Consider the following 14,912-nt stretch of genomic DNA (forward strand, 5'->3'; position numbering starts at 1 on the left):
AATTTCAGATTTTTCCATATTGCTTTATCCAATTCCGGACATTATAATAGAAGTGTTACGTCTGGAAAATAAAACCCATTTTCCGGAGCGTGACATACAAGGAGGAGAAAGATGGAAGAACATAACAACAATTCCAACCGCCCCTCCGGAGGCGGAGATAACAATAAGAATCCGAAGAATCGTCAGAGCATCCTGATGTTCCTGATCATCGCCATGGTAGCGATTCTGTTCTGGAATTACATCGGAAGCATGGGTAACAGCAGCAACACCATCACCTACGACGAATTCGTACAGATGCTGGACGAGGGTAAAGTAGCTAAAGTCGAGATCAACTCCGGCAGCCTGAAAATTACAGCCAAAAACAAAGATGCCCTGGGCCGGGAACAGATTTACACCACCGGTACCGTACCGGATTACCAGCTGCAGGAACGCCTGGAAAAAGCCGGAGTCGAATATTCCGCGCCTGTCGAGGATATGAGAGACATCATCCTGTCTGCCGTGATTAACATCATCCTGCCCATCGTACTGCTGTGGGGCGCATTCGCCCTGCTCATGCGCAGAATGGGCGGCGGAGGCGGCATGATGGGCATGAACGTCGGTAAAAGCAAAGCCAAAGTCTACATCGAAAAAGACACCGGCGTCACCTTCAAAGACGTAGCCGGAGAAGAAGAGGCCAAAGAATCTCTGCAGGAAGTCGTAGACTTCCTCCATAATCCGGGCAAATACGCCCAGATCGGAGCCAAGCTCCCCAAAGGAGCATTGCTCGTAGGCCCGCCGGGAACCGGAAAAACACTGCTGGCCAAAGCCGTAGCAGGAGAGGCGCACGTACCGTTCTTCTCCCTGTCCGGCTCGGATTTCGTAGAAATGTTCGTCGGCGTGGGAGCATCCCGTGTCCGCGACCTGTTCCAGGAAGCCAAGAAGCACTCTCCCTGCATCATCTTCATCGATGAGATCGACGCCATCGGCAAAAGCCGGGACGGCCGCCTGGGCGGAGGCAACGACGAGCGCGAACAGACCCTGAACCAGCTCCTTGCGGAAATGGACGGTTTCGACAGCCACACCGCATGTCTGGTCCTGGGCGCTACCAACCGCCCCGAAGTTCTGGATCCCGCGCTGTTACGTCCGGGCCGCTTTGACCGCCGTATCATCGTAGACAGACCCGACCTGAAAGGCCGCGTAGACATCCTGAAAGTCCATTCCAAAAACGTCAAAATGGACGAAACCGTAGACCTGGACGCCATCGCCCTGGCCACCAGCGGAGCCGTAGGATCCGATCTCGCCAATATGATCAACGAGGCCGCCATCCTTGCGGTAAAGAATGGCCGCCAGGCCGTATCCCAGAAAGACCTCTTCGAATCCGTAGAAGTCGTTTTGGTGGGCAAAGAAAAGAAAGACCGCATCATGAGTAAAGAAGAGCGCCGTATCGTGTCCTACCATGAAGTAGGCCACGCCCTGGTAAGCGCCCTCCAAAAAGACGCCGAGCCCGTCCAGAAAATCACCATCGTACCGAGAACCATGGGAGCCCTGGGCTACGTAATGCAGGTACCGGAAGAAGAAAAATACCTGAATACCAAAAAAGAAATCGACGCCATGCTGGTAGGTCTCCTGGCCGGCCGCGCCGCTGAAGAAATCGTCTTTGACACCGTCACCACCGGAGCTGCCAACGACATCGAAAAAGCCACCCGCCTGGCCAGAGCCATGGTCACTCAGTACGGCATGTCCGAAAAATTCGGTCTCATGGGCCTGGAAGTCCAGGAAAACGAATACCTGAACGGCCGCACCGTCATGAACTGCGGCGACGCTACTGCAGCCGAAGTAGACATGGAAGTCATGAAGATCCTGAAAGCTTCCTATGAGGAAGCGAAGCGTCTCCTGAACGAGAACCGCGAAGTCATGGACAAGATCGCCGACTTCCTGATCCAGAAAGAAACGATCACCGGCAAGGAATTCATGAAGATCTTCCGTGAGGTCAAAGGCCTTCCGGATCCGGACCAACCAGTGGAGGCTCCGCAGGAGCCGACCGCGTCCTCGTTAAGCGGCGAGGAGGCCGGTGCTCCGACCACCATATCGCACAACGAACCAGAAGCATAACGTAACACCTTTCAAAGACAGGCCTGGGCGGAAAAATACATTTCCTAAGGAGCCCCTGATGTGGGGCGAACGGGGAAAAGTATTTTTCCGCCCAGGCCGTCCGTATAAAAGGAGCCCTATCCCATGCAATTCAACATCGAAGAAGAACTGAAAAAACTCCCCGCCAAACCCGGCGTCTACCTCATGCACGATGAGAAAGACGCGATTATCTATGTCGGCAAAGCCATCTCCCTGAAAAATCGCGTCCGCCAATACTTCCAGTCGAGCCGCAACAAAGGACCAAAAATCGAGCAAATGGTCACCCACATTGCCCGCTTCGAATACATTATCACCGACAGCGAACTGGAAGCGCTGGTTCTGGAATGTAACCTCATCAAAGAGCATCGCCCCAAATACAACACCATGCTCATGGATGATAAGACTTATCCGTATATCAAGGTAACAATAAACGAACCCTACCCCCGTGTCTTATTTTCCAGAATGCTGAAAAAAGATAAAGCCAAATACTATGGTCCTTACACCAGCGCAGGGGCCGTCAAAGACACCATCGACCTCGTTCACAAACTCTACAAAATCCGCACCTGCCACCGAGTGCTGCCACGGGATATCGGTAAAGACCGCCCCTGTCTAAACTACCACATCCACCAGTGCGACGCCCCCTGCCAGGGTTACATTTCCCAGGAAGAATATAGAAAAAACATAGGGAAAGTATTAGACTTCCTGAACGGCAACTACGCCCCGCTCCTGAAAGAACTGGAAGAAAAAATGCAGGCTGCTTCAGACGCCATGGAATTTGAAAAAGCCATCGAATACCGCGACCTCCTGAACAGCGTTAAACAGATCGCCCAGAAGCAGAAAATCACCAACAGTGACATGGAAGACAAAGATATCATCGCCATGTCCGTTGACGGCTGGGACGCCGTGGTCCAGGTATTCTTCATCCGCGACGGCCGCCTGATCGGCAGAGACCATTTCTACCTGAAAACCTACGATGGGGAACCAAAAAGCACGATACTCGGCAGCTTCATCAAACAGTTCTATGCCGGAACCCCGTATATTCCCCGGGAACTGATGCTGGAATGCGAGGTCGAAGACCACGAGCTCATAGAACAGTGGCTGACCGCCCGCAAAGGCCACCGGGTTTACCTGCGTGTTCCCAAAATCGGCGAAAAAGAAAAGCTGGTAGAGCTGGCAAAAAAGAACGCTGCCCTGGTCCTGAGCCAGGATCGGGAGCGCATCAAGCGGGAAGAAGGCCGTACCATCGGCGCCATGAAAGAGATTGCAGACATTCTGGGCATGCAAGGCATCCAGCGCATCGAAGCCTTCGATATCTCGAATACCAACGGCTTCGAATCCGTCGGCTCCATGGTCGTCTACGACCATGGCAAGCCCAAACGCAGCGACTACCGCAAATTTAAAATCCGCACCGTCAAAGGCCCCGACGACTACGCCAGCATGCGCGAAGTCCTGACGCGCCGCTTCACCCACGGCATAGAAGAAAGCCGGGAACTGAAAGAACAGGACCGACCCGAGGAACTGGGGAGCTTTACTAAATTTCCCGATCTGCTGATGATGGACGGCGGCCGGGGCCAGGTCAATATCGCTTTACAGGTACTGGACGAGCTGGGCCTCGATATCCCGGTCTGCGGTATGGTCAAAGACGACAACCACCGCACCCGCGGTCTCTATTATCGTAATGTAGAGCTGCCCATTGACCGCAACTCCGAAGGCTTCCGCCTGATTACCCGGATCCAGGACGAAGCCCACCGCTTCGCCATCGAATACCATCGATCCTTAAGAAGCAAAGAACAGGTCCACTCCGTCCTGGACGACATTGAAGGCATCGGCCCGGCCAGACGGAAAGCCCTGATGCGCCATTTTCAATCGCTGGAAGCCATCCGGGAGGCCGACGTGGACGCCCTGGCCGACGTCCCGTCCATGAACCGGGCCGCTGCGGAAAAAGTATGGAAATTTTTCCATTGAGATGAAGGATATGCCTTGTCCCGTCCTGCAACAGTATGATAAAATAGAGATAACGTCCGAGACAGGACACATACGAAATAAACTGGAAAAATAAGGAAGAGAGGAACAACCATGGGCAATATACAAACTGTAGACATGCTGTTGATGGTAGAAAAACTGAACCTGAAAAACCTGACCCCGGATATCGACCTGACTGGCAGAAAGCTGGCGTCCCCGGAGATCAACCGTCCGGCTATCCAGCTGTCCGGCTACTTCGAGCATTTCGCCACAGAGCGTGTGCAGATCCTGGGATACGTAGAGTACACCTACCTGCAGAGCAGAAGCGACGAGGAGAAAAAGCCGATATACGAGCGCTTCTTCTCCAGCAATATCCCCTGCGTGGTCTACACCTCCCGCACCGAGCCGGAGCCCTACGCCCTGGAAATGGCGAACAAATACGACGTACCGGTATTCTATTCCGATAAGAAGACTTCCAACTTCATGGCGGCCATCATCGGCTGGCTGAACGTGCAGCTGGCGCCCCGTATCTCTATCCACGGCGTACTGGTAGACGTATACGGCGAGGGCGTTCTGATTATGGGCGAGAGCGGCATCGGAAAAAGCGAGGCGGCCCTGGAGCTGATTAAGCGGGGTCACCGTCTGGTTACCGACGACGTGGTCGAGATCCATAAGGTCAGCGACGACACCCTGGTAGGCCGTTCCCCGGAGATCACCAAGCACTTCATCGAGCTGCGCGGCATCGGTATCGTGGACGTGAAGACGCTGTTCGGTGTGGAGTGCGTCAAGGAGACGCAGGCCATCGACATGGTCATTAAGCTGGAAGACTGGGATAAGGATAAGGAATACGACCGCCTGGGCCTGACCGAGGAGTACACAGAATTCCTGGGCAATAAGGTAGTCTGCCATTCCCTGCCTATCCGTCCGGGCCGGAACCTGGCCATCATCGTAGAGACTGCAGCAGTCAATAACCGTCAGAAGAAGATGGGCTACAATGCGGCCCAGGAGCTGTACCGCCGCGTACAGGAAAGCATGGCAAGAAAGAACTAAAAAAGATATTGGGGGATATGGGAAATGAAAAAATATTGTTTCGGAGCGGATATCGGCGGAACCACCGTGAAACTGGGGCTCTTTGACGCAGACGGCATTGTCCTGGATAAATGGGAGATTCCGACCCATACAGAAAATGGGGGAGCAGCTATCCTGCCGGATATGGCAAGGGCTGTGTTAGACAAGATAGAAGAGAAGAAGCTGGATAAAGACGGTATCGCAGGCATCGGCGTGGACGTACCGGGACCGGTGGCCGCAGACGGCAGCGTACCCCACACAGCGAATCTGGGCTGGGGCTATAAGGCTGTAACCAGAGAGCTTTCCGAACTCACCGGACTTCCTTGCAAGGCCGGTAACGACGCCAATGTGGCGGCCCTCGGCGAGATGTGGCTGGGCGGCGGCAAGGGCCATCGAGACGTATTGATGATTACCCTGGGAACCGGCGTGGGCGGCGGTATCGTCATCGACGGCCAGATTCTGGTGGGAGCGCATGGCGCAGGCGGCGAGATCGGCCATATCCATGTGAAAGACGGCGAAGAGAGCTGCTGCGGCTGTGGCAACAGGGGCTGCCTGGAGCAGTACGCGTCGGCCACCGGTATCGCCCGCCTGGAGCGGGAGTGGCTGGAGAAGAGCGACGAACCTTCCGTTTTACGCGACCGCGAAATCAGTGCCAAAGCAGTCTTTGACGCAGTAAAAGAGGGCGACGCCCTGGCAAAGAAGGTAGCAGATGAATTTGGCGCGTACCTGGGTAAGGCCGTTGCCTCCATGACCGCCATTCTCGATCCGGAGGTCATCGTTATCGGAGGCGGCGTATCCAAGGCCGGCCCGATTCTGTTGGACTATGTGCGGAAACACTACCAGCCGGTGGCTTATAAGTCCACCCGTGACACCGCCTTCGCCCTGGCGGAGCTGGGCAATGACGCAGGCATCTACGGCTGCGCGAAGCTGATGCTGGACTAGAACGAAAAGAGGCGTTTTTCGACCGAATTTGTGCAATTTACAGAAAATGTGGAAAAAATATCGGCATTTTTCGACGGCAGAAAGTATTGACTTTTGCGGAGCCCCGTAGTAGAATCATCTCAACAAAAGATAATACATAATAAAAAACGAATGATAACAAAGGCGTTACCAATTCCCGTGGTAACGCCTTTTTCCTATTTACAGGGCAACTGGCCCTATCTCTCCCTTTTATTTTATTCGACCTTGCGGTTGCGCTCTCCCGGCGCAGCCGGACAAGTCGAATACACAAAACTATAAGGTTCAAAAAGTTCGTAAAAGCCGTGCTCCTGTTTGCAGGAACGGCTTTTTTTTGCTCTATAGGAAACACTGTGTTACATTAAAGCGTGAAAGCTATGATTCCTATAGAGCAAAAAGCCCTCCGGGGGATCGCACTGCGGCGGAATGGAATCATGTCGCTTACGCGACCCGCCGCAGGCGGAGAATCCTGCAGAGCAGGATTCTATTTTGAACTGATACGCCTTTCCCGGTTGTGTTCCCTGTGTATTATTGTTATAATAAAAATGATGTCGGGGTCAAAAGCCCCCGACTTGATGCCTACGGATTGCTCCGTGCTACGCACTCCCACAATCCTACCCTATATTCGCATATCGTGGGATTATCATCCCACTTTTATGCTCATATCGGGGCGGGTCCTAAGGTCTTTCACCCACCTATGAGCAAGCTCATGTGGGCTTAGACCTTTTGACCCTGGCATCATGAAAATAATACGCAAGAAAATATGAATCAAAGGACAATTGAAATATATGAAAAAGCTTACGAAAGAAAACTGGCTGGAGCTCTCCTTCTTCGCCTTTATCCTGCTGGTCTGGCTGGCCTGGGCCTGGATCCTGCCCTTCAACGAGGGACCGGACGAGTATATGCGTTCCCGTATCGTGGACTACATTGTGGAATACGGCAAGCTGCCCACGGGCTATCAGCAGGAGATTATGGACTATTCCTGGGGCTTTACCTACGGCTTCCGCCCCATTCTGCCCCAGATGGTGGAGGCAGTCTTTGTGCGCGTGGCCATGATCTGGACGAAGGACGCCTTTTCCCTGATCCTTGCGGGCCGTCTGGTGAGTGTGGTCTGCGGCGTGATTTTCGCAGGGCTTGTCCGGGCCATTTCCAAAAATCTCTTTGAACGGGCTGATATCCAGTGGCTGTTCACTCTGCTTACGGTCTGCCTGCCCCAGGCCTGCTTCCTGTTCACCTATCTGAACTGTGACTCCATGGCACTGATGGCGTCGGCTATGATTCTTTTGTTTGTGATACGGGGCATGGAAGACCATTTTTCTGTCAGAAACTGTGTGTGGATTGCGGTATCCTGTGCCATCTGCGTCCTGTCCTATTACAACGCCTACGGCTTTCTGATCACGGCGGCGCTCATTTATCTGGGCTGCCACCTGAAATGGAGCAGGGAGGCAGTGGATGCGACGCAGAAAAGAGAGATCTGGAAGGCCTTCTGGAAAAAGGGTTTTCTGATTCTGGGGCTCGTATTGCTCCTGGCGGGCTGGTGGTTTGTGCGGAATTATTTCCTTTATGACGGGGATATTCTGGGACTGAAGACCCAGGATCAATATGCGGAGCACTACGCCATGGATATTCTGAAGCCGTCGAACCGGCAGAATTATCAGAACCAGGGGTATTCCATGGCATATATGCTGTTTCATTCCGACTGGGCCGCGTCGGTGCTGAAGAGCTTCATCGGCGTGCTGGGTCCCCTTTGGTACGCCCTGCGCTGGTGGATGTATGCGGGTTATGGCCTGCTGTTTATCGCCGGAATCCTCGGTATGCTGCTCGAATGTGCGGCGAAGCTTCGTGACCGGAAGAAGGGCGGCAGCGGGAACCCGGAGCGAATGTTCTGGCATCTGGGTCTGCTGGTGGCGATTCTGGTGCCGAACGTGCTGAACTTCTGGTATTCTTATGCCACGGATTATCAGCCCCAGGGACGCTACAGCATGCCCATGCTGATCCCGTTCATGTACTATATCGCCAGAGGCCTCTTTTTCTGGGTAAAATGGGTGGAGCAGCGGACCGGAGAGGCGATACGCCGGGTCCTGTCCGTCCTGGTGACGCTGGTGTGCCTGTGGATCGCAGGCTGTGCCCTGTTCTGCGTGGTGAAAATCATGTGGCCGGCCTATAAGGATGTGGAGGATAAGTCGGTAGTGAAGGTGTATACCATGGAAGAGCTCTACGGGGATGACTGGGAAGAGAAGATGAGTAATTAAAAAAGCCCCTGAAAAGGGAGGATGCCAGGCAGCTGTTCTGCCTGGCATTTATTATGAAAAAGTTTATTCAAAATAAGGTAATAAGCATTTATTAGGTGTTGCTTTGTTTTTCTTTATCTTATGATGTTATTATATGGGCGGAAAATGAATGGGGTATGAGCACTAATTGAACGATTTTTAAAAGAAATATGAATAAAATATGAACGTCGATCCGGATCAGGGACAGGCGAAAAACAGAAGAGAGTGTGTAAATTTGTTAAAAATCTAAAAATTTTATAAAAATTACGGAAATAATTTTAGATAATCTTAACATTGACAGTTTCTGGAATCTTTGATTATAATATTGCTCATATCAAAGGAGATTTGAAAGCGGAAATTCCGCTGTTCAGGTCTCCTTTTTTAGTTCCATTCGGAAGGGAATGTATTACAACTCCGGAGCCCTTCAGGATAATCTGTAAAAAAGAGGAGGAAGTGTTATGACCCAGGAAATTTTAAGTGCAATCGACGGACAGTTATTCGCTGTCTGGTTCCTGATAGGAGCCGCGTTGGTATTCTGGATGCAGGCAGGCTTTGCCATGGTGGAGGCCGGTTTTACCAGAGCCAAGAATACAGGAAATATCCTGATGAAAAACCTGATGGACTTCTGTATCGGCACGGTGGTCTTTATTCTGATTGGCTTCGGGCTGCTGCTGGGCGAGGACGTGGCAGGATTCATCGGAAAGCCCGGTTTTGATATTTTTACTGCATATGAGAATTTTGATTATTCCAATTTTGTATTTAACCTGGTATTCTGCGCGACCACAGCGACCATCGTATCCGGCGCTATGGCAGAGCGGACCAAGTTCCTGTCCTACTGTGTATACTCCGGCATCATTTCTGCGCTGGTATATCCGATAGAGGCACACTGGATCTGGGGCGGCGGCTGGCTCTCCCAGTTGGGCTTCCATGATTTCGCAGGCTCCTGCGCCATCCATATGGTGGGCGGCCTCAGCGCACTGATTGGTGCGAAAATCCTTGGACCCCGTATTGGAAAATTTGTAAAAGATAAAGAAGGCAAGATTACAAAGGTAAATGCGTTCCCCGGACACAACCTGCCCCTTGGCTGTCTCGGCTGCTTCATTCTGTGGCTTGGCTGGTATGGATTTAACGGCGCTGCCTGCACCAGCGTAGAGCAGCTGGGAAGCGTATTCCTGACCACTACGGTAGCTCCGGCTGTGGCAACCGTCGTATGTATGGTATTTACCTGGATCCGCTATGGCAAGCCCGATGTATCCATGTGCCTGAACGCTTCTCTGGCAGGTCTGGTAGCTATCACAGCACCCTGCGACGTGACAGACTGCTTTGGCGCTATCGTCATCGGCACGGTAGCAGGCGTCCTGGTTGTATTCGGCGTATGGTTCCTGGATTATGTACTTCGCGTAGACGATCCCGTAGGCGCGGTAGCCGTTCATTTCATGAATGGTATGTGGGGAACGATCGCAGTTGGTCTTTTCGCTACTACAAGCGCGCCGGGAAATGATACCCTGACAGGTCTCTTCTACGGCGGCGGCTTTACACTCCTTGGGAAACAGCTTCTCGGTATGTTCTCAGTGCTGGCCTGGACCGCAGTGACCATGACACTGGTATTTTTCTTTATCAAGGCTGTCTTCGGACTCCGCGTCAGTGAGACAGAGGAAATCGTCGGACTGGATTCCATGGAGCATGGTCTGCCTTCCGCATACGCTGGCTTCAGTATCATGGATATCTCTAACACCATGACCATGGAGGTCAACGAGAATACGAACCTGGGTGTGGGCGAGTATGAGGAGGCTTCCGAGGCTCAAAAGAACGCGGCGGTCAAGGTGGTACAGACTCCCGTATCCGCAACCGGTATTTACAAGGTATCGATTATCGCGAAGCTGTCCCGGTATGACAAGCTGAAGAAGGCCATGAACGACATCGGCGTCACCGGCATGACTGTGACCCAGGTCATGGGCTGCGGCATCCAGAAGGGTGCGGGCGAGAAATACCGTGGCGTTGAGATGGATGCGACCCTGCTCCCGAAGGTGAAGGTTGAGGTCATCGTGGGCAGCATCCCGGTGGATACGGTCATCGAGGCGGCCAAGAAGGCCCTGTATACCGGCCACATCGGCGACGGCAAGATTTTTGTATACAATGTGGATAAGGTGGTCAAGGTCCGCACCGGCGAGGTGGACATGGACGCCCTGCAGGATGTAGAGTAAGAGAAATCTGAATTAATAGAACCAATAGAATCAATGGAACCGTCCCGGCGGACGAAGCTTCTTTTCACGCGGATATCGGCGCAGCCAGCCGAAATCGCCTTGAAAAGTATCTTCGCCTGTCCGGGGCGGTTTTGTGTTATACTATAGGCAATTATATAAGAAAGGTTTCTGTTCCAAATGATAAAGGAAGACTTAATTTACGAAATCCTGTCCGTAGTGGAAGAGATTCCGGGGGGCCGGGTCGCCTCCTACGGCCAGATCGCCCGCCTCATCGGTCGGGATAAAAATTCCCGTCTAGTGGGAAAGGTGTTAAGCATGGCTGAGTATTATGGCAGGTACCCCTGCCACCGGGTGGTGAACCACGCCGGGCGAACAGCTCCGGGCTGGAGGGAGCAGAGACTCCTTCTGGAGGACGAGGGAGTGGAGTTCCGGAAAAACGGGTGTGTGGATATGAAACGGTTTCAGTGGGATGCGTGATTTTACACAAACTTAACAAAACCTGCGATTGTCCTTTACCTCTCCTTGATAAGGTGATAACAGAATCAAAAGAAAAAATTAACTTTGAAAAGTTATCATGAATGTAATATCAGGAGGGAGTACAACATGCAACATGTAGAAATGCTGTTTCGTTTTATCGGCGGCCTGGGGATGTTCCTGTACGGCATGAATGTCATGGCGGACGGACTGCAGAAATCTGCGGGAAACAGAATGAAACATTTACTGGAGTTTCTGACCAGGAACCGTCTGATGGGAATTCTGGTGGGAGCCGGAGTGACCGCTATCATCCAGAGCAGCTCAGCCACCACAGTTATGGTAGTCGGTTTTGTAAACGCGGGTCTGATGAACCTGACCCAGGCCGTAGGCGTCATCATGGGCGCCAATATCGGTACGACAGTGACGGCCTGGCTGGTGTCCATGAGCGAATGGGGCGCTTTTCTGAAGCCGGAATTTTTTGCTCCGCTTCTGATTGGTATCGGCGCCTTCATGATGCTGTTTTCCAAGAAGGAAAAAATCGTGGATGTGAGCGAAATCCTGGTCGGCTTCGGCGTTCTGTTCATCGGACTGAATTTTATGTCCGGTGCGATTACCCCTTACCGGGACGCGCCGATTTTCTCTGAGGCATTCCGGGTACTGGGACGGAATCCGATCTTAGGCATGCTGGCCGGCCTGGCGGTTACGGCTCTGATTCAGAGCTCTTCCGCGTCGGTGGGTATTCTGCAGACGCTGGCGGCCAACGGCCTGGTCAACTGGAGCTCGGCGGTATTTATCACCCTGGGGCAGAATATCGGTACCTGTGTAACCGCGCTGCTGTCCAGTCTGGGAGCCCATAAGACGGCCAAGCGCGCGGCAGTCATCCATCTGATGTTCAATACCATCGGCGCAATTGTATTCGGCCTTCTGATGTTTGTGGTCTTTACCATCAACAAGGCCTGGGCGTCTTCGGAAATTAACAGCGTGGGAATTTCCATGTTCCATACCTTCTTTAATGTTACGAATACCCTTCTTCTTTATCCCTTCGGCAATCTTCTGGTAAAGCTGTCCGGAATGATTGTGAAGGACGACGGGGAGGAGGAGCAGGCGGAGGAGGTCTTCGAGCTTCCCCATATCGAGGCTCGTTTTCTGGAGACTCCGTCCTTTGCGGTAGAGGGCGCCCTGAAGGAAACCGTTCGTATGGGCGAACTGGCGATTGCTCACGTGGAGCTTGTATTTGACGCCATTCGGACCGGCAGCCAGAAACGGGTTGACAAGGCAGTCCGCTTAGAGCAGAATATGAATGAGTACGAGAAAAAGATGACAGAATATCTGGCGGAAATCAGCAAGGGTTCCCTGACGGATCATCAGCGTCTGATCATCAATGATCTGTTCTACACCGTCAGCGATCTGGAACGCATCAGCGACCACTGTGATAACCTGGCGGAGCTGACCCAGACCATGATTAGCGAAGGGCTGCATTTTTCCATGGAAGCCATGCAGGGCTTCGAGGAAATCGCCGGACTGACCGTGGACGCGGTGAAGGCGGCGGTGCTGGCCCGTGAGACTGAGAAAATGGCCTACGTGCAGCAGGTGGTTCAGATTGAGGACGAGATCGATGATCTGGAGGAGGATCTCAGAACCCAGCATATTAACAGGCTGGCGCACAATGAATGTTCCGCGGCCCGGGGCGTCATTTTCCTGGATATGCTCAGCAATATTGAACGGATTTCGGATCATGCAAACAACGTGGTAGGCTACGTGGCAGACGAGAAAGAGGGATAAACGTGAAAAAGAAGGTTCTGGTAGGCTATATTATTGCGGCAATGATTGCGTTAGTCGCGTTTGAATACGCATTTTGGACAAACGGCTTCAGCTATCTGGAGCATCAGAGCGAGAAAAGCTATCTGACTCAGGCAGAAATGCTGCGGGATTTGTTCCAGGCAGAGGATGTGGCCGGGGAAAACGGCTATGAGCAGTTTGCGGAGAATTACGCGAAAACCTACAATATCCGGATCACCATTATAGATTCCGAGGGTAACGTGCTGGGAGAGTCCCAGGGCGCCAGCGATTTGATGAGCAATCATCTGAACCGGGAAGAGGTGCAGAAGGCCCTGGAGGGGGAGAGCAACAGTCTGATCCGGAAATCAGATACCTTTGACGTGGACTACTGCTACTGCGCAGTCCCGGTGGACAGCGGCGACTTCCATGGCGTCATGCGTGTGGCCCTGCCTTTAAGTGAACTGAAAAATATGGATAATGAATTTGTCCGCTCCACGATTCTGGTAACCCTGGTGCTTCTGGTTGTGGTATTTTTCCTGGGCGCTTATTTCCGAAAATATGTGCAGGCCATGAAGAAGGTGGAAAATATGCGGCGGGAATTCGTGTCCAACGTCACCCATGAGCTGAAGACACCGCTGACCTCTATCCGGGGCTTTGTGGAAACCCTGAAGGACGGAGCCATTGAGGATCCGAAGATGGCCCACAGATTTTTGGATATCATTGACATTGAGACGGAGCGGCTGAGCCATCTCATCAGCGATACTCTGCTGTTGTCCGAGATTGAGAGCAAGCAGGACACCAACCGGGAGCCCTGCGACGTCAACGCAGTGATCGCCGAGGTGGTGGAGCTTTTGCAGCCCAAGGTCAAGGAGCATGTCCGCCTGATTTTCCAGCCGGATCCGACGTTGAAGCCCTATAACTGCAACCGGGATCGGATCAAGCAGCTGCTGATCAATCTGGTGGACAACGGTCTGAAGGCTACGGAATTCGGCGCCGTTACCGTCAGGTGCCGTACCATGGGAAATGAACTGGTGCTGGAAATCTCGGATACGGGTATCGGAATGGAGGAGGAGCAGCTGGAGCGGATTTTCGAACGCTTCTACCGGGTAGATAAGGGACGATCCAAGGCCCAGGGCGGTACCGGACTGGGACTGTCCATTGTGAAGCATATCGTGGAGTTGTATCACGGAACCGTTCATGTAACCAGTAAACCGGGCGTAGGTACGGAATTTACAGTGAAGCTGCCGTATTAAAAAGCGTATAGAAATATTTGCAGACACGGAAGCATTGCAGAGGAGATATCATGGCAAAAAAAGTCATATTAACCATAGACGATGAGGAACATATCTTAGATCTGTTGGAGTACAATCTGGAAAAAAATGGATACGAAGTTCTGCGGGCTGAGACCGGAGAAAAGGGATTGGCGATTCTCAAAACCATGCAGGTGGATCTGGTGCTGCTGGATTATATGCTGCCCGGCATAGACGGGATTGAGGTGCTGAAAAGCCTGCGGGCAGACAAAAACCTGTCCGCTATGCCGGTGATTATGCTGACCGCCAAGGGCGAGGAAATTGACAAGGTCCTGGGACTGGAGATGGGCGCCGACGATTATATCAGCAAGCCCTTCGGTATCCGGGAGCTGCTGGCCCGGGTGAAAGCCCTGCTTCGCAGAAGCTCCCTGGAAAAAATCGAGTCGGAACCGGAAGATAAGATCACAGCGGGAGACCTGATCATCAACAATACCTCCCGGGAGGTTTATATGGAAGGAAAGCCGGTATTCCTGTCCCTGAAGGAATTTGAGCTTCTCTACCTTCTGGCCAGCCACCGCAACCGGGTATTTACCCGGGAGCAGCTTCTGGAGCTGATTTGGGGGTATGAATATTCCGGAGAAACCCGGACTGTAGACGTCCATGTGCGGAATCTCCGCAAGAAGATCGAAAAGGATCCGGATCACCCCCAGTATATTCAGACCGTGCGCGGCATGGGTTACAAATTTGTCTGAATGATAATTTCATAAGCTCTTCGGTCTGAAGAATCCTGCTTAGAATCCTGTTTGGCAGGATTCTTTTTTTATGCAATAGGAAATTCC

10 protein-coding genes are annotated in these 14,912 nt (G+C 52.5%); all 10 read left to right on the top strand.

Annotation, left to right across the window (positions count from 1 at the left end; all coding sequences use genetic code 11):
• The first annotated feature begins 111 nt into the window (after positions 1 to 111).
• The 10 genes from ftsH (at position 112) to OCV63_RS12900 (ending at position 14,825) form a co-directional block, all read left to right on the top strand.
• Positions 112 to 2,091: an ATP-dependent zinc metalloprotease FtsH gene (gene ftsH, locus OCV63_RS12855; protein ID WP_158364468.1), complete on the top strand. Its 1,980-nt coding sequence runs from the start codon at positions 112 to 114 to the stop codon at positions 2,089 to 2,091.
• A 123-nt stretch (positions 2,092 to 2,214) separates the two neighbouring features.
• Positions 2,215 to 4,074, top strand: coding sequence for an excinuclease ABC subunit UvrC (gene uvrC / locus OCV63_RS12860; protein ID WP_158364470.1), 1,860 nt, complete (start codon positions 2,215 to 2,217; stop codon positions 4,072 to 4,074).
• 111 nt (positions 4,075 to 4,185) lie between these two features.
• A complete protein-coding gene (hprK, locus tag OCV63_RS12865) occupies positions 4,186 to 5,121 on the top strand; it encodes an HPr(Ser) kinase/phosphatase (protein ID WP_331485555.1) in 936 nt (311 codons plus the stop codon).
• A gap of 24 nt (positions 5,122 to 5,145) precedes the next feature.
• Positions 5,146 to 6,081 (top strand): ROK family glucokinase, encoded by a 936-nt coding sequence (locus OCV63_RS12870; RefSeq protein WP_158364471.1) that lies wholly within the window; start codon positions 5,146 to 5,148, stop codon positions 6,079 to 6,081.
• An 803-nt stretch (positions 6,082 to 6,884) separates the two neighbouring features.
• Positions 6,885 to 8,348 (top strand): DUF2142 domain-containing protein, encoded by a 1,464-nt coding sequence (locus OCV63_RS12875; RefSeq protein ID WP_158364475.1) that lies wholly within the window; start codon positions 6,885 to 6,887, stop codon positions 8,346 to 8,348.
• 476 nt (positions 8,349 to 8,824) lie between these two features.
• Positions 8,825 to 10,570: an ammonium transporter gene (locus OCV63_RS12880; RefSeq protein WP_158364477.1), complete on the top strand. Its 1,746-nt coding sequence runs from the start codon at positions 8,825 to 8,827 to the stop codon at positions 10,568 to 10,570.
• A 177-nt stretch (positions 10,571 to 10,747) separates the two neighbouring features.
• A complete protein-coding gene (locus tag OCV63_RS12885) occupies positions 10,748 to 11,047 on the top strand; it encodes an MGMT family protein (protein ID WP_158364479.1) in 300 nt (99 codons plus the stop codon).
• Positions 11,048 to 11,173: 126 nt separating this feature from the next.
• Positions 11,174 to 12,826, top strand: a complete 1,653-nt coding sequence (locus tag OCV63_RS12890; RefSeq protein WP_158364481.1) for a Na/Pi cotransporter family protein — start codon at positions 11,174 to 11,176, stop codon at positions 12,824 to 12,826.
• A gap of 2 nt (positions 12,827 to 12,828) precedes the next feature.
• The gene (locus tag OCV63_RS12895) at positions 12,829 to 14,076 is read left to right on the top strand and encodes a sensor histidine kinase (RefSeq protein WP_158364483.1); all 1,248 of its coding nucleotides are present in this window, start codon (positions 12,829 to 12,831) and stop codon (positions 14,074 to 14,076) included.
• A 50-nt stretch (positions 14,077 to 14,126) separates the two neighbouring features.
• Complete coding sequence (locus OCV63_RS12900) at positions 14,127 to 14,825, top strand: response regulator transcription factor (RefSeq protein WP_158364485.1); 699 nt, start codon at positions 14,127 to 14,129, stop codon at positions 14,823 to 14,825.
• Positions 14,826 to 14,912 lie beyond the last annotated feature (87 nt).

Origin of the sequence: Laedolimicola ammoniilytica (assembly GCF_025567165.1) — a bacterium.
GTDB classification, from domain to species: Bacteria; Bacillota; Clostridia; order Lachnospirales; family Lachnospiraceae; genus Laedolimicola; species Laedolimicola ammoniilytica.

What these genes read in the sequence shown, in the direction of transcription:
- OCV63_RS12875 (WP_158364475.1), top strand. Translation starts at nt 6,885, where the DNA reads ATGAAAAAGCTTACGAAAGAAAACTGGCTGGAGCTCTCCTTCTTCGCC.
- OCV63_RS12880 (WP_158364477.1), top strand. Translation starts at nt 8,825, where the DNA reads ATGACCCAGGAAATTTTAAGTGCAATCGACGGACAGTTATTCGCTGTC.
- uvrC (WP_158364470.1), top strand. Translation starts at nt 2,215, where the DNA reads ATGCAATTCAACATCGAAGAAGAACTGAAAAAACTCCCCGCCAAACCC.
- ftsH (WP_158364468.1), top strand. Translation starts at nt 112, where the DNA reads ATGGAAGAACATAACAACAATTCCAACCGCCCCTCCGGAGGCGGAGAT.
- OCV63_RS12885 (WP_158364479.1), top strand. Translation starts at nt 10,748, where the DNA reads ATGATAAAGGAAGACTTAATTTACGAAATCCTGTCCGTAGTGGAAGAG.
- OCV63_RS12870 (WP_158364471.1), top strand. Translation starts at nt 5,146, where the DNA reads ATGAAAAAATATTGTTTCGGAGCGGATATCGGCGGAACCACCGTGAAA.
- OCV63_RS12900 (WP_158364485.1), top strand. Translation starts at nt 14,127, where the DNA reads ATGGCAAAAAAAGTCATATTAACCATAGACGATGAGGAACATATCTTA.
- OCV63_RS12890 (WP_158364481.1), top strand. Translation starts at nt 11,174, where the DNA reads ATGCAACATGTAGAAATGCTGTTTCGTTTTATCGGCGGCCTGGGGATG.
- hprK (WP_331485555.1), top strand. Translation starts at nt 4,186, where the DNA reads ATGGGCAATATACAAACTGTAGACATGCTGTTGATGGTAGAAAAACTG.